The organism is Marinococcus halotolerans DSM 16375 (genome assembly GCF_000420725.1).
Taxonomy (GTDB): Bacteria; Bacillota; Bacilli; order Bacillales; family Marinococcaceae; genus Marinococcus; species Marinococcus halotolerans.
The window spans coordinates 55,704-77,816 of record NZ_ATVM01000015.1; the positions used below are offsets into that span (position 1 = coordinate 55,704).

Annotated in this window: 20 protein-coding genes; 14 read left to right on the forward strand and 6 right to left on the reverse strand. The window is 46.8% G+C overall.

The features are described from left to right. Positions 1-181: 181 nt before the first annotated feature. The 8 genes from cdaA (at position 182) to G548_RS0111455 (ending at position 11,072) form a co-directional block, all read left to right on the forward strand. Positions 182-1,000, forward strand: a complete 819-nt coding sequence (cdaA, locus tag G548_RS0111420; protein ID WP_022794289.1) for a diadenylate cyclase CdaA — start codon at positions 182-184, stop codon at positions 998-1,000. Beyond that, positions 993-2,549, forward strand: coding sequence for a CdaR family protein (locus tag G548_RS0111425; RefSeq protein WP_022794290.1), 1,557 nt, complete (start codon positions 993-995; stop codon positions 2,547-2,549). The genes cdaA and G548_RS0111425 overlap by 8 nt, the downstream gene beginning before the upstream one ends. Before the next feature lie 43 nt (positions 2,550-2,592). Continuing rightward, positions 2,593-3,939: a phosphoglucosamine mutase gene (glmM, locus tag G548_RS0111430; RefSeq protein WP_022794291.1), complete on the forward strand. Its 1,347-nt coding sequence runs from the start codon at positions 2,593-2,595 to the stop codon at positions 3,937-3,939. 540 nt (positions 3,940-4,479) lie between these two features. After that, positions 4,480-6,282, forward strand: a complete 1,803-nt coding sequence (glmS, locus tag G548_RS0111435; RefSeq protein WP_022794292.1) for a glutamine--fructose-6-phosphate transaminase (isomerizing) — start codon at positions 4,480-4,482, stop codon at positions 6,280-6,282. 437 nt (positions 6,283-6,719) lie between these two features. Then, entirely contained in the window at positions 6,720-7,676 is a 957-nt protein-coding gene (locus G548_RS0111440; RefSeq protein ID WP_022794293.1) for a calcium/sodium antiporter, read from the forward strand. A gap of 144 nt (positions 7,677-7,820) precedes the next feature. Next, positions 7,821-8,690: an SDR family oxidoreductase gene (locus G548_RS0111445; RefSeq protein WP_022794294.1), complete on the forward strand. Its 870-nt coding sequence runs from the start codon at positions 7,821-7,823 to the stop codon at positions 8,688-8,690. Positions 8,691-8,705: 15 nt separating this feature from the next. After that, on the forward strand, positions 8,706-9,233 hold the full coding sequence (locus tag G548_RS0111450) for a D-lyxose/D-mannose family sugar isomerase (protein WP_022794295.1): 528 nt from the start codon (positions 8,706-8,708) through the stop codon (positions 9,231-9,233). Positions 9,234-9,371: 138 nt separating this feature from the next. Next, positions 9,372-11,072, forward strand: a complete 1,701-nt coding sequence (locus tag G548_RS0111455; RefSeq protein WP_022794296.1) for a methyl-accepting chemotaxis protein — start codon at positions 9,372-9,374, stop codon at positions 11,070-11,072. A 261-nt stretch (positions 11,073-11,333) separates the two neighbouring features. On the opposite strand, the gene G548_RS0111460 is transcribed toward G548_RS0111455, so the two are convergent. After that, positions 11,334-13,007 (reverse strand): M20/M25/M40 family metallo-hydrolase, encoded by a 1,674-nt coding sequence (locus tag G548_RS0111460; protein ID WP_022794297.1) that lies wholly within the window; start codon positions 13,005-13,007, stop codon positions 11,334-11,336. A 173-nt stretch (positions 13,008-13,180) separates the two neighbouring features. On the opposite strand from G548_RS0111460, the gene G548_RS0111465 reads away from it, so the two are divergent. Next, positions 13,181-13,468, forward strand: coding sequence for a putative quinol monooxygenase (locus G548_RS0111465; RefSeq protein WP_022794298.1), 288 nt, complete (start codon positions 13,181-13,183; stop codon positions 13,466-13,468). A 48-nt stretch (positions 13,469-13,516) separates the two neighbouring features. On the opposite strand, the gene G548_RS0111470 is transcribed toward G548_RS0111465, so the two are convergent. Beyond that, positions 13,517-13,960: an ASCH domain-containing protein gene (locus G548_RS0111470; protein WP_022794299.1), complete on the reverse strand. Its 444-nt coding sequence runs from the start codon at positions 13,958-13,960 to the stop codon at positions 13,517-13,519. Between the two features lie 182 nt (positions 13,961-14,142). Here G548_RS0111470 and G548_RS0111475 point away from each other — a divergent pair, with 182 nt between their 5' ends. Continuing rightward, positions 14,143-14,991, forward strand: coding sequence for a Cof-type HAD-IIB family hydrolase (locus tag G548_RS0111475; RefSeq protein ID WP_022794300.1), 849 nt, complete (start codon positions 14,143-14,145; stop codon positions 14,989-14,991). A 71-nt stretch (positions 14,992-15,062) separates the two neighbouring features. On the opposite strand, the gene G548_RS0111480 is transcribed toward G548_RS0111475, so the two are convergent. Beyond that, on the reverse strand, positions 15,063-16,055 hold the full coding sequence (locus G548_RS0111480; protein WP_022794301.1) for a C40 family peptidase: 993 nt from the start codon (positions 16,053-16,055) through the stop codon (positions 15,063-15,065). A 709-nt stretch (positions 16,056-16,764) separates the two neighbouring features. On the opposite strand from G548_RS0111480, the gene G548_RS18035 reads away from it, so the two are divergent. Beyond that, positions 16,765-18,168 carry a phospholipase D family protein gene (locus G548_RS18035; protein WP_051143865.1) on the forward strand — a complete coding sequence of 468 codons (1,404 nt, stop codon included), beginning with the start codon at positions 16,765-16,767 and terminating at the stop codon, positions 18,166-18,168. Positions 18,169-18,246: 78 nt separating this feature from the next. Here the strand turns inward: G548_RS18035 and G548_RS0111490 are convergent, their stop codons facing one another. Then, the gene (locus G548_RS0111490) at positions 18,247-18,975 is read right to left on the reverse strand and encodes a YwaF family protein (RefSeq protein ID WP_022794302.1); all 729 of its coding nucleotides are present in this window, start codon (positions 18,973-18,975) and stop codon (positions 18,247-18,249) included. 230 nt (positions 18,976-19,205) lie between these two features. On the opposite strand from G548_RS0111490, the gene G548_RS0111495 reads away from it, so the two are divergent. After that, a complete protein-coding gene (locus G548_RS0111495) occupies positions 19,206-20,168 on the forward strand; it encodes a bile acid:sodium symporter family protein (protein ID WP_022794303.1) in 963 nt (320 codons plus the stop codon). A 50-nt stretch (positions 20,169-20,218) separates the two neighbouring features. Here the strand turns inward: G548_RS0111495 and trxA are convergent, their stop codons facing one another. Further along, the gene (gene trxA / locus G548_RS0111500; protein WP_022794304.1) at positions 20,219-20,533 is read right to left on the reverse strand and encodes a thioredoxin; all 315 of its coding nucleotides are present in this window, start codon (positions 20,531-20,533) and stop codon (positions 20,219-20,221) included. A gap of 203 nt (positions 20,534-20,736) precedes the next feature. Here trxA and G548_RS0111505 point away from each other — a divergent pair, with 203 nt between their 5' ends. Together G548_RS0111505 and G548_RS0111510 are read left to right on the forward strand one after the other, a co-directional pair. Next, on the forward strand, positions 20,737-21,327 hold the full coding sequence (locus G548_RS0111505; protein WP_022794305.1) for a protein-L-isoaspartate(D-aspartate) O-methyltransferase: 591 nt from the start codon (positions 20,737-20,739) through the stop codon (positions 21,325-21,327). 106 nt (positions 21,328-21,433) lie between these two features. Then, positions 21,434-21,757 carry a 2Fe-2S iron-sulfur cluster-binding protein gene (locus G548_RS0111510; protein WP_022794306.1) on the forward strand — a complete coding sequence of 108 codons (324 nt, stop codon included), beginning with the start codon at positions 21,434-21,436 and terminating at the stop codon, positions 21,755-21,757. 38 nt (positions 21,758-21,795) lie between these two features. Here G548_RS0111510 and G548_RS0111515 read toward each other — a convergent pair. Next, a partial coding sequence (locus tag G548_RS0111515) for a transposase (RefSeq protein WP_022794307.1) occupies positions 21,796-22,113 on the reverse strand: 318 nt, incomplete at its 5' end.

Below are 22,113 nucleotides of genomic sequence, written 5' to 3' on the forward strand. Positions count from 1 at the left end.
GCGTTCATAAACAGCAGCAGGCTTTCAGCAGAGCGTGCTGCTGTTTGTATATTATTCTAGCGGCAAACTGTATAATAAAATTTGCCGGAAATCCGAATAAAGCACGCAGAGAATAGAAGTGATTGTGATATAATATAACCGTTACTTTGCTTACGGGATAGAACCAATTGGAGGAAGTGCCATGTTTGCTGGACAAGATTTCGATTTACTTAACATCATACGAATTGTCGTAGACATATCGCTGGTGGCGTATGTCATTTACAAAGCGATCACGATTATCCGGGGCACTCGGGCCGTCCAGCTGGTAAAAGGCATTGCCGTTATTTTAGCTGTTTGGTTTATAAGCAGTTTTTTTGGTCTGCGGACGCTTCAATGGATTATGGGAAACTCGGTTACATATGGACTGCTTGCAATTATTATTATCTTTCAGCCGGAACTCCGGCGTGCCCTTGAACAGCTCGGCAGGGGAAGGCTCTTTGGAAGAGCTTCTTATGTGGAAGAAGATGAAACGTTAAAAACCATTGATGCCATTATGAAATCAACAAAGTATATGGCGAAGAGGCGCATCGGGGCGCTGATTTCCATCGAACGTGAAACAGGAATGAATGATTACATTGAAACCGGCATTTCTATGGATGCAAACATTACATCAGAACTTCTGATTAACACCTTTATTCCGAACACTCCGCTTCACGACGGAGCGGTAGTGATGAGAGAAAACAAAATAGCTGCCGCTGCCTGCTATCTTCCTCTATCAGAAAACCCTTTTATTTCAAAGGAGCTGGGCACAAGGCACCGCGCTGCTCTTGGAGTGAGTGAAGTAACGGACGCACTCACACTGGCTGTCTCAGAGGAAACCGGCAGTATTTCGATTACCAAAAACGGAGATCTTCACCGTGATGTTGATGAGGAAACCCTCCGTAAAATGCTTGAAAAGGATTTGATGGCAGAAAACAATTCATCCAGTATTTGGCAGTGGGGAGGGAAAAAGGATGGATAGACTTTTTGCAAACAAGTGGTTTGTCCGCTTTATCTCTCTTGCTTTTGCCGTTATGCTTTACTTAATTGTGAATATGGACCCTACAGTAAATAACGCCGGCGTCGTGCCGGACGGTGAGGATCAGACATATACAATCGAAGATGTGAACATTACACCGGAATACAATGAAGAAGAGTATGCGATTACAAATATGACCGAAAACGCAGATGTAACGCTGGCCGGCTCGCAGACGGCTATTATGCTGTTCCGCCTGTCCCGGTCGGACAGCTACGAATTATATTTAGACATGCAAAATCTGGGCGCCGGAACCCATAACGTTCAGGTAAGCCACCGTGACTTCCCTACAGACCTGGAAGTAACTCCGTCACCGGAGTACGCGACGGTGACGCTTGAAGAAAAGCAGGAAACGACCTTTCCGCTTGAAACACAGATTTTGAATGAAGATCAGAATGAAGAGTTTTCTTTTGGGAACCCGACCGTCAGCCCTGAGGAAGTGACGGTGAGCGGGGCCGGCACTATTATTGAACAAATTGACCGGGTCGTGGCCCAAGTGGATGTATCTGAAGCAGATGGAGACATCAATGGAAACTTTCCGATAGTGGCGCTCGATACGGAGGGCAATGAGCTGGATGTAAATACAGAACCGCAGGAAGCATCAGTGGAGTTGTCTGCTGATGCTCCTTCAAAAGAAGTGCCGGTGAACGTAGAGCGCACGGGCAGCTTGAGTGCAGATGCAGCAATTAGTGAAGTCACAGCTTCCGAGGAAGCAGTAACTATTTACGGCAGCGAAGAAGCAGTGCGGAATACAGAAAGCATTAATGCGGCTCTCGACTTGAATGAAATTAGTGAAAGCGGCACGTATGAACTGGATGTACAGCTTCCGGACGGCATCCAACGGACAAACCCTGAAAATTTAAGCGCCTCTGTGACGATAGAGGGGGAAGAACAGGCTACACTTGAAAACGTCCCTATTTCTATCGTGAATTTACCTTCAGGGGCATCGACCAGCTGGGTGAATCCTCCATCAGGCCAAATGGATGTACAACTATATGGAGAGGCTGGTTCGCTTGAAGGTGTCAGGGCCGAAGACATTACATTGGAGGCTCTTTGGAGCGGCAGCGGCTCCTCCAGTGAAGAATCCTACATTCTTCCCGTAGAAGCGGGCGGCCCGGAAGGGGTGCAGATTTCTCCAGCCAGAGAGAATGTGGAAGTAACTCTTCAGCAGGAAGGAAGCGGAGAGGAAACGGAAGAAGAACCAGAGCCGGAAAATGAAACGCCACAAGAGCAGCAAAATGAAACGCCGGAAGAGCCTGAAGAGTCTGGTCAAAATGACGGGGAGGGTGATCCTCCCGGTCAGGATGACGGGGCAGAAGGCGGAGAAAATGGCAGCGGGTCCAACGAACAGGATAATGATACAGAAACAGAGCCGGAAACAGAAACCGGAGACAATGAAGAAGGCGGAACCGAAGATACAGAAGAAACTCCTGCAGAGAATGAAGAAGAAGTTCCTGCAGAAGAGAATACTGAGACGAACGGGGAACAGCAGTAAACACCATCAGGGAATTGTGTAAGAATAAAGGAGAGATTTAACCATGGGGAAATACTTTGGTACAGATGGAGTCAGGGGCGTTGCCAATACGGAGCTGACGCCGGAATTTGCTTTCCGGCTCGGACGTGCGGGCGGTTATTTGTTAACGAAAGATCATGAACAACCCAAAGTATTAATAGGTAAAGACACCCGGATCAGCGGGGAAATGCTTGAAGGAGCGATGGTCGCCGGGCTTCTTTCCATCGGGGTGGAAGTGATGCGTCTTGGAACCATTACCACGCCGGGAGTGGCATATTTAACGAAGGCAGTCAGCGCTCAGGCGGGAATTATGATTTCCGCTTCGCATAACCCGGTGGCAGATAACGGTATCAAGTTTTTCGGAGCCGATGGCTTCAAGCTGAACGACGACCAGGAAGCGGAAATCGAGCGCCACCTCGAAGGAGACGACCAGATGCCACGTCCGGTGGGGGGACAGCTTGGAAGCGTTAATGATTATTTTGAAGGCCGTCAGAAATATCTCCAGTTTTTGAAGAATACAGTCAGTGAGGACTTCTCGAGCCTGCATATAGCTCTTGACTGCGCGAATGGGGCCGCCTCTTCCTTAGCTCCGCATTTAATGGCAGATCTTGAGGCTGATATTTCTACTATTGGGAACAACCCGGACGGAATTAATATTAACGAGGGAGTCGGCTCCACACATCCGGAAGCCCTGGCTGCTTTCGTCGTTGAAAAAGGAGCGGACCTCGGTCTTGCCTTTGACGGCGATGCGGACCGGCTGATTGCTGTAGATGAGAACGGAAACATTGTTGATGGCGACCAGATTATGTATATCTGCGGCAAGCACCTGAAGCAGGAGCTGATGCTGAACAAAAACACGGTAGTAACGACGATTATGAGCAATATCGGCCTTCATAAAGCCCTGCAGGAGATTGATGTGGAAACGGTGCAGACAAAAGTGGGCGACCGTCACGTCATGGAAGAAATGCGGGCAAATGGATACAGCCTGGGCGGAGAGCAATCCGGGCACCTGATTTTCCTTGATTTGACCACCACAGGGGATGGAATGCTAAGCGCACTGCAGCTTGTGGATATGGTGAAAAAATCAGGCAAAAAATTATCGGAGCTTGCTGCTGAAATGCCGAGATTTCCTCAAAAGCTGGTCAACGTCCGCGTAACGGATAAATACGAGGTGGAAAATAATCCAAAGGTTAAAGAAGTAATAGACCGGATTGAAGCGGAAACCGGTGACAAAGGGAGAATCCTTGTGCGCCCTTCCGGCACTGAGCCGCTCGTCCGGGTGATGGCGGAGGCTGAAACAGAAGAGCTGTGCAACAATTACGTAAAAGAAATTGCTGATGTAGTTCAGGCAGAGATGGGCCTCGATAAATAATTATGACGTGCCGGGGGGCCATCCCCCGGCTTTTTAAGTTTAAAATAAATTATTTCCGGCAACATAAATACGTGGCGTAACTTTTTCACGCAGATTGCGACTAATATTAAGCGTTTCTTAAAAATAGGAAATATACATATTTGCATGAAAAAATTTCACAATTTCACAATTGATTACAGCAAGCAGATAGCGTATTATTATGTATAAATCTAGTGAAGAAAGGAGCAGGAGTAAAGTTTCATTATTGAAAGCGCTTGGACTGTTTTGGAACGAAAAACAGAACAGTTGACGAGGTGGAGGTTTATCGAGTAATCGGCGGATGCCTCCCGGCTGCATGTCTCAGCTGAAAGTGCTGGCTTAAATCATGAAGGCGACTTCGTGGCTAAAGGCCAGGACACAGGCATGAAACTAGTAAATGAAATCGCGAAAGAGCACCCGCGAAAACAACATCAATAAAAAATTAAACGAGACGAGTGGGGCATCAGTAAATGTCCCGCGACATATGCTTATGCCCCGCCGGTTATAGGAGGGTATCCACGTATGTGTGGAATTGTAGGATATATTGGAAACGAGCAGGCGTCGGACATTTTGTTAAAGGGGCTTCATAAGCTCGAATATCGGGGTTATGACTCTGCGGGTATAGCGGTAGTAGATAATGACGGCGTTAGTGTATACAAGGAAAAAGGACGCATTGCCGCTCTCGAAGAAACGGTAAACGGCCAGGCTTCCGGAACCATCGGGATCGGCCATACGCGCTGGGCGACACACGGGGCACCGAGCCGGGACAATGCGCATCCGCATCAAAGCATCAGCGGCCGCTTTACGCTTGTACACAACGGTGTCATTGAGAACTATCAACAGCTCCAGCAGCATTACCTTGACAGAGTGTCTCTTCGCAGCCAGACTGATACGGAAATTATCGTGCAGCTTGTAGAGAAGTTCAACCAGGAAGGGCTTAAAACAGAAGCTGCCTTCCGGCGTACTCTGGCTCTTCTAAAAGGATCCTACGCTTTGGCATTAATCGACAACGATGATGAAGAAACCATCTATGTCGGAAAAAATAAGAGCCCGCTCCTCGTTGGTTTAGGAGAAGGGAAAAACGTTATTGCTTCGGATGCAATGGCAATGCTTCACACAACAAAGCAGTTTATTGAAATTATGGATGAAGAAGTCGTTATCGTGACACGCGATTCTGTGCAGGTAAAAGATCTGGAAGGCACCGTTCAGACCCGCGAGCCTTTTGTGACAGACATTGACGAGTCTGACACCGAAAAGGGCACTTATGATCACTTTATGCTCAAGGAAATTGATGAACAGCCATTTGTTATTCGTAACATTATCCAGAAGTATCAGGACGAAGACGGCGACATTAAGCTTGAAGAAGATATTCGTGCGGCGATTAATTATTCTGACCGCATTTATATTCTCGCAGCCGGCACAAGCTATCATGCCGGACTCGTAGGTAAAGAAATGATCGAAAAGGTCGGACAGAAGCCGGTGGAAGTACACATCGCGAGCGAGTTTTTGTATAACCAGCCGCTTCTTTCCGAAAAGCCGTTATTTATCTTTATTTCCCAAAGCGGGGAAACCGCGGACAGTCGCGGGGTGCTCGTCAATGTGAAAAAACAGGGTCATCCTTCGATCACGATTACGAATGTACCCGGCTCCACGCTATCCCGTGAGGCTGATTTTACGCTGCATACGTACGCCGGTCCTGAGATTGCAGTTGCTTCAACGAAAGCATACACTGCTCAGATGGCGGTAATGTCGATTCTTGCTATGGACATTGCCCGGGCCCGCGGCATTGAATCTGATTTTAATGCTATTCAGCAGTTGGGGCTCGCGGCTAACGCCATGGAGACGCTTTGTGACCAAAAAGATGTTATGGAAGGCATTGCAAAAGAATATTTGAGTGAAACGCGCAACTGCTTCTTTATCGGACGTGCACTTGACTATCATGTGGTGCTTGAAGGCGCATTAAAGCTGAAAGAAATTTCATATATTCAGGCTGAAGGGTTTGCCGGAGGCGAGCTGAAGCACGGTACAATTGCTTTGATTGAAGAAGGCACACCGGTCATTGCTGTAACGACACAGAACCACGTGAATTTAAATACACGCGGCAATCTGCAGGAAGTAGTGGCCCGCGGTGCGAAATCGTGCGTGATTGCTTCAGAAACAAATCACCAGGAAGGCGATAATATCGTGCTTCCGGATATGCATGAAGTGATGACTCCAATCGTTTCGGTCATTCCACTGCAGCTTATCTCTTACTACGCAGCAATGCACCGCGGCTGCGATGTGGATAAGCCACGAAACCTGGCTAAAAGTGTAACTGTCGAATAGTTAAAGATTTGCCACGGCTGCAAATATACACTAAGGGTCCATTGGAAAAAATCCAATGGACCCTTTTTATAAATGAATGTTGAATAAAATATAGAGAAGAAATGGAAATAAAATCCTAAATTAACTTAGATTGAAGCAGCTATAATTTATAGGAAATTTTAATGATATTGGGTATAATAAAAGGAAGAGATTGCACGCAATCGCTGGAGTTGGAGCAATATACGAAAACGGGTAACTTACATGTTAAACCGGGACTCCCCTGAGAATGTAACAGATGCATCTGATATCCTGGCGTAAGTATAGGTTTACCAGCGTGAAGACTCAGCCTTTTTCCAGAAAAATAACAGCAGAGTACATATCCAGCCGAGAGAGCCGGAATTTCTTTGCGGGCATTACAATAGTTTTTTATCAAGTACATCAAAGTGAGGGTGAAGCGGTTGTCGTATCTGTTGTTATTCATTGGTTTTGCGCTTTTGATTAAAGGAGCCGACTTTTTTGTGGACGGCGCCTCGAACATTGCCGGTAATTTAAAGGTTTCCCCACTTTTAATCGGGCTGACGATTGTGGCCTTTGGCACAAGCTCGCCGGAAGCGACGGTGAGTGTTATTGCTGCTTTGGACGGCAACGCTGGCGTTGCCCTTGGTAACGTAATTGGAAGTAATATTTTCAACATTACGCTGGTGATTGGCGTTACTGCTTTAATCGCCCCGCTTGCTGTCGAAAATGAAACAGTAAGAAAAGAGATTCCATTTACGCTGCTCGCAGGGGTGGCACTTCTTATTCTAATGAGTGACACGGCTCTTCAGGCACTTAGTGAAAATGTAATCACACGCAGTGATGGCTTTGTGTTCCTGTTGTTTTTTACCGTGTTTTTATATTATATATTTGAAGTGGCCAGAAGAAACCGGGCTGCCCAGGCCAGTGACCAAATGAGCGCTCCAGCTGCTCCGTGGACAAAAAATATACTGCTGACGGTCGGCGGTCTTGCGGCCATCATTTTCGGCGGGGACCTGGTGGTCGACGGCGCGACTGAAATTGCGCTTGCTTTTGGGATGAGTGAAACGCTGGTTGGGCTAACTATCGTTGCCATTGGAACATCTTTGCCCGAGCTGATTACATCTATTACAGCGGCGATTAAAAAAGAAACAGACATAGCGATCGGCAATATTGTCGGAAGCAATATTTTTAACATTTTCTTTGTACTCGGTGCCGCTTCCGTCATCTCTCCACTTGCAGTAGAAAGCAAAATTTTTATGGACATTTCGCTTATGATTATTCTGACCGTGCTGCTGCTCGTTTTTTCGAGAACCAATTTCAGAATCGGCCGCCGGGAAGGCGGCGTTCTTGCAGCCGCATATATTATTTACCTGATTTATATTATTATCCGGAACTAAATAGAAAGATTGAACTGTCTGGAAACTCCGGGCAGTTTTTTTATGCCATTTTCAGGTGCATCCGGTTACAAATGTTTACTATTTCCTGTTAGCAGGTAACTAAAAGAAGTATTACCTTAACAATGAAAAGGGGCACTGATATAAATGGATATTAATAAACAGCAGCAGGACGGCCAGCCAAAGCAGACCCAGCCCGAGCAGCCAGGTATTGAATCAGAAATGAAGCCGCTGCCGATCCAGCCGCTCGATTACAAAGGGAGCGGAAAGCTTACCGACCGGGTGGCATTAATTACCGGCGGTGACAGTGGTATCGGCCGCGCGGTGGCGATTGCCTACGCCAAGGAGGGCGCCCATGTAGTTATCAATTATCTGGAGGAAGAGCAAAGCGACGCTGATGAAACGAAAAAACTGATTGAAAACGAAGGCGTACAGGCCCTTCTTCTGCCCGGCGATGTTTCGGAGGAAGAAACGTGCAAATCGTTGATTGAAAAGACGGTGAGTGAATTCGGCAAACTTGATATTCTGGTAAATAACTCTGCGATTCAATTTCCGACGAGCGATTTGCAGGACATTTCGTTAGAACAGTGGGATAAAACATTCAAAACCAATTTATATTCAGTCTTTCATATGACCAAGTTTGCGATTCCACATTTAAAAGAAGGAAGCTCTATTATTAACACCACTTCCATTAATCCGTATACAGGTAACCCGAACCTGATTGATTATACGTCCACTAAAGGAGCCATTAACGGCTTTACCCGCAGTATGGCAGCCAACCTTGTCGGTAAAGGCATCCGGGTGAATATGGTAGCACCGGGGCCAATCTGGACACCGCTGATTCCATCTACATTCGATGAAGATTCGGTGGCGGAATTCGGAACTACGGCGCCAATGGGACGTCCGGGGCAGCCGTCGGAGCTGATGGGCCCTTACGTCCTGCTTGCATCGGATGAAGGCTCCTATATGACCGGCCAGTGCATTCACGTGAACGGCGGTATGTATACGTCATCTTAAGAAAGGAAGAATCATATGAAGCTGAATGATTTAACAGAAATTGAAGTTCAGAGAAAAGTAAATGAATACTTCCGGCTGGCAGATATTACGCTCAAAGACGAAGAAATACGGGACATCCAGATCAATGATTTCGGTCTCGGGCGCCTGGATGAGCTGGGCCTGCAGCTATTTATGTATATTAATACGGACCGGTACTGCGCCAAAGAATGGGTGCTCTTTCCGCGTCAGACGTGCCCTGAGCATCTTCATCCTCCAGTGGAATCGGGGGACCCGGGCAAGCAGGAAACGTTCCGCTGCAAATTTGGCACCGTTTATTTGTATGTCGAAGGAGAAAAGACTTCAAATCCAAAGGTGCTTCCCCCGGAACAGGACAGGGACCAGTTTACAGCAGCCCACGAAGTCATATTAACGGCAGGGGACCAATACACGATTCCTCCGAATACAAAGCATTGGTTCCAGGCAGGCGAAGAGGGCGCTGTGACCGCAGAATATTCCTCGACAAGCACTGATGACCATGATATTTTCACCCATAAAGATATTTAACCCGAGGCCTCACTCAACCCTTCAACCGTATTGGCTGAAGGGTTTTTTATTTTATCCATAAAAATCCATTTCTTCCTATAAACTATGTGGTGATTATTACGATAGTAATAATAAGACATCAGTTGAAGGAGGAGAACGGTGAAAAGATTAATACAAAAGCTTACGCTTGGCACAAAGCTGAACGTACTTATGGCTGCGGTTCTGATTGGTTTTTCTATTGTGATTGGTTTTATTACGTTCGACCAGATAAAAAAGGGTGTAGAAGAAACGGCTGTGGAAAAAGCAGTTTCCGACTTAAATTTAGGCTATGAATACATAAATAGTGAATACCCCGGGGAGTGGCGTATCGCAGATGGCAATTTAATGAAAGGAGAAACGATTATCAGCGGAAACACCGATATTGTTGATTTCGTCGGGGAAATGACCGGGGGCACCGTAACCATTTTCATGAATGATACCCGTGTAACGACCAACGTGATGCTTGAGGGAGAGCGTGCTGTCGGAACGCAGGCGTCAGAGGAAGTGGTGGAAACGGTGCTGCAGGATGAAGAAATGTATACTGGAAAAGCAGATGTAGTAGGTACGAGCTATCAAACAGCATATGAGCCTATTTACAATGAAGCGGGAGAGCCTATCGGCATGTGGTATGTAGGTGCTTCACAGGAAATACTTGATGAAATTACCGGTGACGCACTCATTACCTTTTTAATTGCTTTAGTGATCGCCGGCATCGCAGCGATGGGGGGTGTATTTTTGTTTTCACGCAGAATATCCAAAAGACTTGGACGCATGACAGAGGCACTGACAGCAGCAGGAGAGGGAGATTTTACCACAGAACTATCAGACCCTTCAGATGATGAAATAGGCCGCCTGACAGCAGGATACAATCAAATGCGGGAAAATTTGAGTGCGTTAATAAAACAGATCTTAGACACTTCCGAGCAGGTCGCGGCCTCCTCAGAGCAGTTTAGTGCGAGTGCGGAGGAAACAAGCTCGGCTGCTGACGAAGTGTCCCGTGCGGTGCAGGAGGTGTCCAGCGGGGCAGAAAACCAGGCCCGCAGCATGGGAGAAACAAAATCGCTGGTGGCCGAAATCTCCGGCGGCATGGAGCGTATATCGGGAAGTATTCAGGCAATTAACGAATCCTCGTCGGTAAATGTCGAAACGGCGGAGAACGGTTCGCGGGTGATTCAGCAGACGCTTGGCCAGATGTCACTGATTCAGGACAAAACGAACCACACCGCAACGTTTATCCATCACCTGGAAAACAAGTCTGGCCAGATAAATGATATTATTTCGCTGATTACCAATATCGCCAACCAGACAAACCTGCTTGCGTTAAATGCGGCCATCGAGGCTGCACGTGCTGGCGAAAGCGGTCAGGGATTTGCCGTGGTGGCTGAGGAAGTCCGCAAGCTTGCCGAGCAGTCCGGTAGTTCTGCGAGTCAGATTGGTTCGCTGATTAAAGATATCCAGACAGACATCAAGGAGTCGGTTACGTCGATGGAGGATGGTAAAGAAGCGGTGGAAGGGGGTATCCATCAGGTAAAAGAGGCGGAGACAGCCTTTCAGTCGATTTCTGTATCGACGAAAGATATCGCCGTTCAGCTTGAAGCGTCGTCCGCGGCTGTAGAACAGATGACGGCCCAGACAGAGGCACTAATGCATTCTGTTCAGGGTGTCGCAGACATCGCCGATCAGTCCATGGAACATACTCAAAGCGTAGCTGCTTCCTCTGAAGAACAGAATGCCTCCATGCAGGAAATATCATCTGCATCGAATACTCTTGCGCGTATGGCAGAAGAGCTTGGGAATTCCGTGCGCTCATTTAAGGTTTAAGATCTGAAAAAGAAGCACCGGAGGCTGAAGGCACCGGTGCTTCAATATTTGTTCCGCAGCCGGGCACCAGAAAATCCTAGAAAGAATTGTTGCTAGTGGAAACGTTGGGGCTGGTATAGTCAAAGGGCTCGGGTTAAAATCCTTAGAACGGACTTGCGGTACATACCGACTACGACGGAGAAAAGCAGGATCGTATTCTTTTTGAAAAGCAGCTCTAAAGCAGCCGGCGTCTCTTTTTACGGAGCGCCGGCTTTCGCTGTCCTATTCTTTTACCGCGGCGAATTCATGCAGAATCCGGGTAGTGGTGTCCCGGATCAAGCCGGGAAGAACGTGAAAGGAGTAAGGCTTGTATACCCTCTCGGTCCATTTATGCCCGTCTTTTCCGTACACACCCATGTTGATGGAGGAGATATTCAGCTGTTTTATAGCATCGACTGGCACCGGATAAAGAGTGTCTCCTTCCGGTAAATTTTTTAAGAGCGGCTCTAGCTCCGCATCCGATTCCTGGATGGACAAAAAGCTGCCGTCGGACAAATAGGGAAAGAAATTGCGCATCTCGAATATTTCTCCGGTACTGGCTGAGCTGTCCCGAAGAATAGAGGAAAGTGAGGCCTTCATCTCCTGGTGCCGGCTATTGGCGTCTGTTAAATAATTGTGCGGCAGAAACGGCGGGGCGTAAAAGAAAATGATCTGCGGTGTTTTATCCGGATCAAGCTCACGCAATGCGTGCACTAACTCAAAGCTTCGCAGCCGGAGGTCCATGCCGGCGGTTTTAGCAAGCCTTGTCTGAATGGCTGCCTGCGTGTCGAGTCCCTTTTGTTCAAGCTCAAGGCGGTAGTTCTCATACGTCTTAACGTCTATTTCCCAGGAAATATTTTTTGGAGGCATGCCGGTGGTCTCAATGTATCTGTCATATTGAGAGGCAAAATACTGCTCCGATTCCTCGGCTGCCCGCCGCGCTGCCTGAAGCATTTGTTCGGTTACCTGTTCTGCAGTGGTTTCGTATAAAAAGTAATTAAAATACAGCCGGCTGCCTGAAGCAGTCTGAACAGTGTAGCTTTCCTTCGTATCACGCTGATAAAGACACGTCGGGGGCAGAATCAGTTCCCCGGGAATATGTTCAGTTAAATCATAATTGTTGTGGATGCGCTCCGTCAGTTTAGCGGCAACGAAATTAGGGTCTACGCCGGCAAGCGTATCACCGACATGTACTTCGCGCCCAAAAACGAAAAAGGCAGGCAGCAGTTTCCCCGCAGTTCCTGTATAGATGTATTTTGTGGTGTCTCCTTCATACAAAGGAGCGATAAAGTCGTTATTAATCGCGAGCAGGTACTGAAGGCCGTGAGAACGCTTTAAATCACGAAGGACAGGCAGCGCGCCGATAAGGCCGCAGTGCTCGCTTTCTTCATCGGGGTTCAGTAAAAGCAGAATATTGCCTTCAAGTTCTTCCGGATGCTCCGAGAAATAAAGCAGGTTCACGATATGCACAGCGATGCCGCTTTTCATATCGACGGACCCGCGTCCGAACATCCAGTCTCCACTTTGGGCGTCTGCCTGCACTTCAGGGTCATTTGTATAGCTTTGAAAGTAAGGAAGCAGTTCTTTTGGGGAACAGGCCTGATGTTTAATATTTCCGTAGTCCTCAATCCCTACGGTGTCGATGTGGGAATGATAAAGAATCGTCTGAGCTGAAGCAGACGGGCCTTTGATAAAGGCAAACACGTTCTGGCGCCCGTGGGGGTCCCCGTGAACCGGCTCTATCCATAAGCGTTCCGGAAACTGTTGAAAATAAGGAAACGTATGCAGGATGCGGTAGAGCTCGTGGGCGATCGATACTTCGCCATCTGACGCGTTCACGCTGTCCCACTCCACCAGGTATTCTGTAAGGTACTCCGCCTGTTCTGCTGTAGTAAGAGCCTGTAAGTTTTCGTACACTGCTGATCACCTCGCCGCAATAATTGCTGTTGTCTTTTATTCTACTGCATGAATCTGTCAAAGTAAGCAAAGAAGTGAATTTTCCTGCGAAAGATTGTTTTATACTCCAAGTCCTGAACCGTGCAGAAACGGGCAGGACAGCCGTATAATAAACATACAAAGGAGGAAGATGTATGACAGTAACCATTAAAGCATTTCTGCAGGCGGAGCCCGGAAAAGAAGAAGCTTTGAGAACAGAGCTGAAAAAGGCGCTGGCTCCGTCGAGGGCAGAAGCGGGCTGCATAGAATATGTTTTGTATGAATCGGAAGCAGACGACGGGGTATTTATCTTTTCCGAACAGTGGAAGGACGAAGAAGCCGTGCAGCAGCATATTCAGACCAAGCATTATCAGGCCTACCGGGAAAACACTGAGAATCTCGTTGTATCAAGAGAAGTGTACAAATTAAAGCCGGTGGAATAAACGAAAAAGAAGCTGCTTGCCGGCAGCTTCTTTTTTATAGATGCTTCCTTACTTCACTACCTCGAATCGTTCGCAGACGACCGTCATATCCTCCCGGAATATTTCCCCAACCTCTTCGAGCGCTTCGGTGAAAAATTGTTCATGTGCCTTCCACCAATACTCGTATGAACGGTCTCCCTCCCCTTCAGCTTCAGCAAATTCTTTGGGCACTTCGTTCATCGGTATAATTTTGACACTGGTGGTCTGGATAATACATACCGGATCGCCGGCTCTGTTTAAAACGACGCTGTAATCTCCTATCGAAGGAAGAGGTTCATTTTCTATCTCATAAAACATGTAAGCAGAACATGTAGCCGTTTTGACTCCGGAAACGACAAGCTCTGCAAGTTCATCGGGATCCACGCCAAAGGACCAGGCCGTTACCTGCTCGGGAGGGGTCTCGTTTCGCTGCTGCCAAAAATTTTTCCAATAAGTATCCGCTGCCTGGTTCATTGCAACTCCCCGTTTCTATGATGGTCTTTCTTTTATTAAAACATACTTCCAGAGGAATATATAACTTTGAAGAGCATATTAATAGAATCCTCCTGTAAATTTATTCGCGACATCGCCAAAAGTTTATGATAAAAGTAAATAAGAAAGATTTATACCGTTATTACATTGGGAGGAAAGCAGAAATGAAGCTGATCGCTGTTGATTTAGACGGAACACTTATTAAAAAAGACCGCTCCATCAGTACAGAAAATGTGAAAGCTATAAAGGCAGCACAGGAAAAGGGAGATATAGTAGCCGTCTGCTCAGGAAGGTCGCTGCAGGATACTGAGGATATTTTAAAGCTCGCCGGCCTGGACTGCCCGATGATGGTCGGAAACGGCGCTTGGACCTATCAGGACGGAGAGAGCATTGATCAGTTGGTTATGCCTGAAGGGATCACCGAAGAGCTGCTTCCCGAGCTTGAAAATGAAAAATGGTACTACGAGATATACACGAACCAGGGAGTGATACTGCTTGAAGGGGGCAAGGAGCGGCTCAGAGCAGAAGTGCAGAAGGTACAACAAGAGAATGAAGAGGTGACAACAGCCTGGTCAGAAGAAGAGATGGGCATCCAATACGCCCAGCACGGCACGGGATATATGAAGGACTACCGGGATGTGGATCCGGCCACGGCAGAAATATACAAGATATTTGTATTGTCCTTTGACCGGAAAAGATTAAAAAAGCTGCGGGACCGGTTAAGCCCGCGCACAGACGTTTCTTTGACCTCCTCGGGGATCACAAAGCTTGAAATTGCCCATCCAAGCGTAAGCAAAGGGTATGCTCTGCGCCGTATGGCAGAAGAAATGGGAGTGCCGCTCGAACATACAGCAGCTATCGGGGATAACTTAAATGATTTATCCATGTTTGAGATAGCCGGTACAAGCATCGCCATGGGAAACGCAGTAGAAGAAGTAATAGAAGCCGGGGATTACGTAACCAAAAGCTATATGGAAGACGGGGTAGCGTACGCACTTAAAAATTATTTGTAAACAGCCAGCAAGCATGCAAAAAGCCAGGCGTTCCCCGTATAAGGAACCCTGGCTTTTTATGATGATGCTGTTTAGATTTGGCCGGCGCCCATGTAGCGCGGGCCCCAGTAGGAACTGTTCATGCTTGAGACAGTAACGCCGGTGGAAGCACCCGCATGGATGAATTCGTTGTTTCCAACGTAAATACCAGCGTGTGAGGCGCCGCCCCGTGTGTCAAAGAAAACGATATCGCCAACAGACGGGCTTGAAACCTTTGTGCTTGCACTGTAAATAGAGGCCACAGTACGCGGCATGCTTTTGCCGTGTTTGTCATATACGTAGTTGATAAAGCCGCTGCAGTCGAACCCGCTTGGCGATTCTCCGCCCCAAACGTAAGGGGTGCCCATGTACTGCTTGGCTGTGCTGACGATGTCTGAACCAGTGCCTGTAGAAATGCCGGCTACCTGTTCATTGCTGCTCGAGCTGCTGGCAGAAGAACCATCGTAATCTATCAGGGCGCTCTGCGTGGATGGCCCTGCTACTCCGTAATAGTTCCCGGCAGGAGATGAGATGCCTGTTGCCGATTGGAAGTCCTTAACAGCCTGGAGCGTTTTGGGACCGAAACGGGAACCGGTGTAGCCCTCGAAGAAGCCATACTCTTTTAGTTTCTTTTGAAGAGCGTTTACGGAAGAATTCACATCTCCGTAAGACATTGACCCGTGGCTTCCAATGGAAGTGGAGCTCGAATTGCCTGAGGTGTTTGAAGAGGAACTGGACCCAATAATATCCATTAGTGTTCCCTGGGTCGAAGGTCCTGCTACTCCGTAATAATCACCGGCTGGAGATGAAATGCCTTCTGCCGATTGGAAATCCTTAACAGCCTGAAGGGTTTTAGGGCCGAAGCGGGAACCGGTATATCCTTCAAAGTAGCCTTCTTCTTTTAATGCTTCCTGAAGATCATTTACCGAGGAGTTGACATCACCATAGGACAACGAACCATGATCATCAATTGCTGCATCCGCTGCCTGTGGGCCTGCGAATAGTACTCCTGCTGTTACTGCTGTTCCAAATAAATATTTTTTCATTATGTGTGTTCACTTGCTTTATCTATCATCCGCTGTCTTATATATGTAGGAGTATAATGATAAGTTTTTCGATGAGAATACTGGATTTTATAAGTATAAGTAGTAGACAGGCTAATGGATGTAGCGAAGTGAAGCTGCACCTCCTAAATGTATTTTTGTGAGTCTTTAGTATGTGTTTTTCTATAAACCCAATTCTATAAGAATGTGAGAGACAATTCAATAATGTGTAAGTTTTGTAATATAGTTTTAATAAAAATGCTTTTATAAAAGTGTTTTTGAAATAATCAAAGCAAAAAACTTCAATTGCTTTATTAATAGTTTGAAATTTTAATGAACAGTGCTAAAGGCTGTTATTTAGGTAAAAAAGCCTATGTATAAAAATGACAGTAAGCTGTAATATGACGTTTTTTAAACAAATATTAAGGGAAATGAGTAGAACTTTTGAAGGTGAACAGTAATATACTTGTAACATTTTTGTAATATAAAATGTTAAATCATAATAAGTGCTAAATATACATGTTTTATTTTTGTAATAATTCAGTAGTCATCCAAATACTTTTTATAAAGAAAATGCATTTTACTAATTAATCTATTGGGGATAAGAAACTGAACGAAATTTTAGAGAGGACAGGCTGCAGAGACATCCGTTGGTACGGTGTTTTGGTTAAATAAAACAGCATCACGCAGGATCAATAAAAGGAGCGCTGTTATGAAAAGACAAATTCCGAAAATATTTCAGAGAGACTCTCTTAGACAAAATTGGATGCTCGTGGCTTTACTCGGCACCATTTCAGCTGTAGTCATGACCGCTATTTATGGGAGTAATAAGCCCCTGCCTGCGAATGTTTCCTATGAGGGAAGACAGCACCGTATAGACCATGTCCGATTTCTTGAGGATCATACCTACGCTTCTCCTGCGGGGTCAAAAATAGTAGAACAAGAAATATTTGATACGGTAAAGCAAGACATTGAGGAAGCGGAGCAGTTTATTGTTATGGATGTGTTCTACTTTAACAGTGAACATGACGAGGGGGAGGAATTCCCGCCATTAACGAGGCGCGTGTCGGAGGCGTTAATCAATAAAAAAGAGGAGGAGCCTGATATAGAAATAGTAGTTTTAACGGACCCGGTGAACACCTTTTACGGGGCATACACGCCTGAACACTTTCAGCAGCTCGAGGAGAGCGGTATTGAGGTTATTTTCACAGAGCTGAGTGTACTGAGAGATTCAAATCCGATTTACTCAGGGTTTTATCGCACCTTTGTTCAGTGGTTTGGAAACCATGGGAGAGGGTGGCTTCCTAACTTTTTTACGAGTGATGCCCCGGATGTGACGCTTCATTCTTATCTGGAAATCTTAAACTTCAAAGCCAATCACCGGAAAACGCTTGTCACTGAGAAGGCGGGGATAGTCACTTCAGCCAATCCGCACGATGCCAGCGGGTATCATGCCAACACAGGCTTTGAGGTCAGGGGGGCTGTGCTGAAGGATTTATTGGCGACGGAAAAAGAAGTAGCGGAAATGGCAGGCCGTTCAAGGGAAAAGTTCGATTCGTTTATCTCTCAAGTGGAAGTGCCGGAAAAAAACGGGAAGTACGGGGTACAGCTCTTAACAGAACGAAAAATTAAAGAGCGGGTGCTAAAAGAAATAAGTCAGTTACCCAGGGACGGGAAATTACGAATGGGGATGTTTTATTTAGCGGACCGTGATGTCATTGAGGCGCTCATTGAGGCAGCAGGCCGTGGGGCTGATATTAATATTATTATGGATATAAACGAAGAAGCCTTTGGTAACGAAAAAATAGGCATTCCCAACCAGCCGGCAGCCCACGAACTCGTGGAGAGATCAAATGGCCATATAAATATACGATGGTATCATGCCGAAGGGGTGCAGTACCATGCCAAAATGATGATGATGGAAAAGGAGCAGGAGACAGTAGTTATTGGTGGATCAGCGAATATGACAAGAAGAAATTTGGATAATTACAATTTAGAAACCGATGTTGTAGTTACCGGCAGCAACGATTCGGAAACTGTAAAAAACGTACGGAGTTATTATCAGCGTCTGTGGAATAATTCTGATGGCACACACCCTGGATTACAGCAAGCATAAGAGTGACTCCCGCCTGCTTTACTTGCGGTACCGGCTGCAGGAGTGGAGTGGAATGTCTTCATTTTAAGCAGAGAAACATTAAAAAAGGAGAAATTTCTTCACAACGAAGCGATATCCTGCATACAGGCACAGGAATGCTGTTAATGCTATACCCTGAAGCGTAAGTAAATAATAGGGCCACGGGCCGAAGAAATCATACGGGGAGGGCGACGCTGGTTTTTCCATTAAGTACATGTAATTGGCGTCGAAATAGAGATTCACCAAAAATGCCAGTACGGCGGCAGCGTTTAAGGCTCCCCAAACGACAAACAGGGAGCGAAAGGAGATAAAGGTACGCTCCACCACCACCTGATAAACAACGCCTGCCACAATGAGCGCGTGAGTAATAAAAAAGTGAAGGAACCGAAAATGTGGGAAGCCGTACCGTTCCATATCCGGGAATACTATAGTAAGTAAGGCGCTTGAAGTGCCTGCATAAAAAGCGAAGGCAGTCCAAAAGCGGCTGCCGGTCATAAGCATAACAACAACTGCTATCCAGGCCAGGTCGCTGACTTTAAGCGGAAGTGAAAAACGCGGATTCCAAATGCCGTTGGTGATGTAAAAAAGCTGCAGGGCGACCTGCCCAAGGAGGAAGGTGGCAATGATGAGCCACTTAATCGTCTGCCTGGCCAGGGGCTCACGCCGAAGGTAGTTTTGAAAAAGTATAATACCGGTGCAGACGAGGGCAAGACAGAGCCATACCATAAGCTGCCCGGTACCAAAGGGTTCAAAAACCGGACCTTCGTGATTAAATCTCCACCACCACATGTGTAATCCCCCTCTCGTTTTCCTTTTACGAGTGCACACGTTGCCAAAAGATTCCCTCAAGACCACTTCTTTAAACAAATTACTCCAGGGCAGGCGTGGCTTCAATAGAAGAATGTGAAGAAAAACAAAGTATTCCGCTTCCTTTTTCTCATTAAAGAATTGAAATATTAATACAATAGCGTTAAAATGCTAAATATTTCATAATTTAGAGAAAATAAAGGAGTGGGAGAATGAACAGCCTGAATGTATTCGTAAATAAATATTTTGCTGTTTTTGTGTTAATTGTTGCATTTATTGCTTATCTGCTGCCGGATGTATTTGTAGGAATTACTGGTTACATAACTATTTTACTCGGTATCATAATGTTTGGAATGGGACTTACGCTGAACCTCTCTGATTTCCGCATTGTGGCAAAAAAGCCGCTGCCTGTGCTGACCGGGGTGATTGCGCAGTTTGTTATCATGCCGCTTGCTGCCTTTATCATTGCCCTGGTTCTGCAGCTTCCGCCGGAAATAGCGGCAGGTCTCGTGCTTGTAGGTGCTTGTCCGGGAGGTACAGCCTCAAACGTTATGGTTTATTTGGCTAAAGGGGACCTCCCGGTATCAGTTGCTATGACGACGGTGTCGACGCTGCTTGCACCTCTTTTGACGCCAATGGCTCTTTTGGTGTTTGCAAATGAGTGGCTGCCGGTGGATCCGCTGGCAATGTTCTTATCCATTTTTCAGGTGATTATTATACCTATTGCACTCGGGTTAATGATCAAACATCTGTTTCCAAAGACAGTGGAAAAAAGCGTCCAGGCACTACCGATCGTGTCCATGGCAGCCATTATTGCGATTGTGGCCGGAGTCGTCGGGGCAAATCAGGAAAACATTGCTTCAACCGGACTGTTGGTTTTTGCAGCAGTTGTGCTTCATAACGGCTTTGGCCTGGCCCTTGGCTATGTCACGGCGAAGCTGGTGGGGCTGGACGAAACAAAACGGCGGGCGGTATCGATTGAGGTCGGAATGCAGAATTCCGGGCTTGGCACTCAGCTGGCCACGGTCCACTTCACGCCGCTTGCGGCGCTTCCTAGCGCTATTTTCTCCGTCTGGCATAATATTTCGGGGCCGCTGCTCGTGTCCTGGTGGGGAAGGAAAAGCCAGAAGAAGGAAGAAGTTGTGAAGGAAAAGGAATGGAAGCATTATAAATAACAGAAAAAATCCCGCGCTCGCTATGAGCACGGGATTTTTAAAACGGAAAATTACATGTGTTTTTCAAGCAGACCCTGGAGCTGATCCTTCGGCTGGAAGCCGACGATTTGTTCTACCATTTCGCCGTCCTTGAAGATCATGAGTGTTGGAATGCTCATAACACCGTATTTACCGGCAGTTTCCTGATTTTCATCAACGTTTAATTTAGCAATTTTGACGTTGTCGCCGATTTCTTCGTTAATTTCTTCGAGAACCGGAGCAATCATTTTGCATGGTCCGCACCAAGGTGCCCAAAAGTCAGTTAGAACGACACCTTCGGAAATCTGTTGGGAAAAGTCCTGATCTGATACGTGTACAATAGCCATTTATGAGAACCTCCTTCATTTCGCTTCATTGCGAGTATAGAGTAATCGTAGTACGAATAACCCTATTTGTCTAAAAGTATGCTTGGTTCATTCAATTTTTTCAAGGGAAAGGAATGGAAAACGAAGCGTACGGGAAAAGATGATAAATAAAAGAACTTTTATATAGCCAGTATTTGGCAAAATAAGAAGAAAGGAGTTCACTTATGTCAAAAAGCGATAGGGATAAAGAGATACGAAGCTATTTCCGGGCAATGGACCGCAGTTTTTATATGGATACGGACAAAAACCTTGCCAATTGGGATCAGGCATTATCGATTGGGCACGGACAAACCATCTCCCAGCCGTCCCTCGTATTGAAAATGACACTGGAGCTGGATTTAGAGCCGGACTGCCGGGTGCTTGAGGTTGGTACAGGCTCCGGCTACCAAACAGCTCTGTTAGCAGCCTTTTCCGACTCTGTCTACACAGTGGAACGAATACCACCGCTGCAGGAAAGGGCACAGGAGCGCCTGCGGGAAGCGGGGTTTACGAACATTAATTACCGTCTGGGCGACGGCAGTAAAGGCTGGCCGGAGCATGCGCCGTACGATCGTATTATGGTAACAGCAGCAGCCGAAGCTGTGCCGGACCCCTTAGTGGAGCAGCTGGCAGCTCCCGGGAAAATGATGGTGCCGGTGGGTGGCCGAATGGGGCAGGAACTGCTTCTCATAGAAAAAAACAGCCGGGGAGAAGTGAAATCCTCGGTAGTGGAATATGTAGCATTCGTGCCGCTCGAGGAGGATGAGGAAACGTGAGAAAATGCAGAAGGCATAAAGGGGCAGCTGATTAAAGGTCAATTAGGTGCGCTGTTTCCATTATGTTACGCTTTACGTGCATTTTATTTTAAAGAGGGGGTATACTATGCCAACGGTTCACGTAAAAGGCTACGGTACATTTGAAGTGGAAGAAGGAAAAAAATTAGTGCTTGCACTTGAAGACAATGGTGTTGATATTCTGCACCGCTGCGGCGGAAACGCCAGGTGCACCACCTGCAGGTGTGAAGTAAACGAAGGAGAGCTCGGGCCGAAGCAAGCTCCTGAAGCCGCGGTTCTCGAAAACAAAGACATTACTGATGAAAATATCAGGCTCTCCTGTCAAAACCGGGTGTATTCCGACCTGACGGTAACACCAGTCATGACGGCCTCCAATTCTGATATGGAGCCGGGAAGACGCCCGGTGGATTAATAAAAAGGGGCTGTCCCAAAAATCGAATGATAGCTCTTTTAAGCTGAAGCTGGAGATGTTTCTCCGGCTTCTTTTTTCGTAGTTTCCGCTTTTTTTCGTAGATTGTGAGCGACGGCTAACAATCCAAATTCCGTGGTCACCTTGGCGGTGCCCCGGAGGGCAAACCGGCGAAAGCGGCGGTTCGCTTTCAAGTGCCCAAACACACTTTCGGCTTCGATCTTGCGCCGGGCATAGGTGGATGCTCCCTCGTCACTCGTTAACGCCCGGCGGGCGATCGCCTTGCCCTCTTCATAGACCGGGTTGATGCGGACCTGCCGGTTGCCCTCTGCGGTGGTGCATTGGGGTTTCAACGGACA

Bases quoted from the DNA above. Each gene is read 5' to 3' on its own strand.
- cdaA (WP_022794289.1), top strand. From the start codon at position 182: ATGTTTGCTGGACAAGATTTCGATTTACTTAACATCATACGAATTGTC.
- G548_RS0111425 (WP_022794290.1), top strand. From the start codon at position 993: ATGGATAGACTTTTTGCAAACAAGTGGTTTGTCCGCTTTATCTCTCTT.
- glmM (WP_022794291.1), top strand. From the start codon at position 2,593: ATGGGGAAATACTTTGGTACAGATGGAGTCAGGGGCGTTGCCAATACG.
- glmS (WP_022794292.1), top strand. From the start codon at position 4,480: ATGTGTGGAATTGTAGGATATATTGGAAACGAGCAGGCGTCGGACATT.
- G548_RS0111445 (WP_022794294.1), top strand. From the start codon at position 7,821: ATGGATATTAATAAACAGCAGCAGGACGGCCAGCCAAAGCAGACCCAG.
- G548_RS0111450 (WP_022794295.1), top strand. From the start codon at position 8,706: ATGAAGCTGAATGATTTAACAGAAATTGAAGTTCAGAGAAAAGTAAAT.
- G548_RS0111465 (WP_022794298.1), top strand. From the start codon at position 13,181: ATGACAGTAACCATTAAAGCATTTCTGCAGGCGGAGCCCGGAAAAGAA.
- G548_RS0111470 (WP_022794299.1), bottom strand. From the start codon at position 13,960: ATGAACCAGGCAGCGGATACTTATTGGAAAAATTTTTGGCAGCAGCGA.
- G548_RS0111475 (WP_022794300.1), top strand. From the start codon at position 14,143: ATGAAGCTGATCGCTGTTGATTTAGACGGAACACTTATTAAAAAAGAC.
- G548_RS0111480 (WP_022794301.1), bottom strand. From the start codon at position 16,055: ATGAAAAAATATTTATTTGGAACAGCAGTAACAGCAGGAGTACTATTC.
- G548_RS18035 (WP_051143865.1), top strand. From the start codon at position 16,765: ATGAAAAGACAAATTCCGAAAATATTTCAGAGAGACTCTCTTAGACAA.
- G548_RS0111490 (WP_022794302.1), bottom strand. From the start codon at position 18,975: ATGTGGTGGTGGAGATTTAATCACGAAGGTCCGGTTTTTGAACCCTTT.
- G548_RS0111495 (WP_022794303.1), top strand. From the start codon at position 19,206: ATGAACAGCCTGAATGTATTCGTAAATAAATATTTTGCTGTTTTTGTG.
- trxA (WP_022794304.1), bottom strand. From the start codon at position 20,533: ATGGCTATTGTACACGTATCAGATCAGGACTTTTCCCAACAGATTTCC.
- G548_RS0111505 (WP_022794305.1), top strand. From the start codon at position 20,737: ATGTCAAAAAGCGATAGGGATAAAGAGATACGAAGCTATTTCCGGGCA.
- G548_RS0111510 (WP_022794306.1), top strand. From the start codon at position 21,434: ATGCCAACGGTTCACGTAAAAGGCTACGGTACATTTGAAGTGGAAGAA.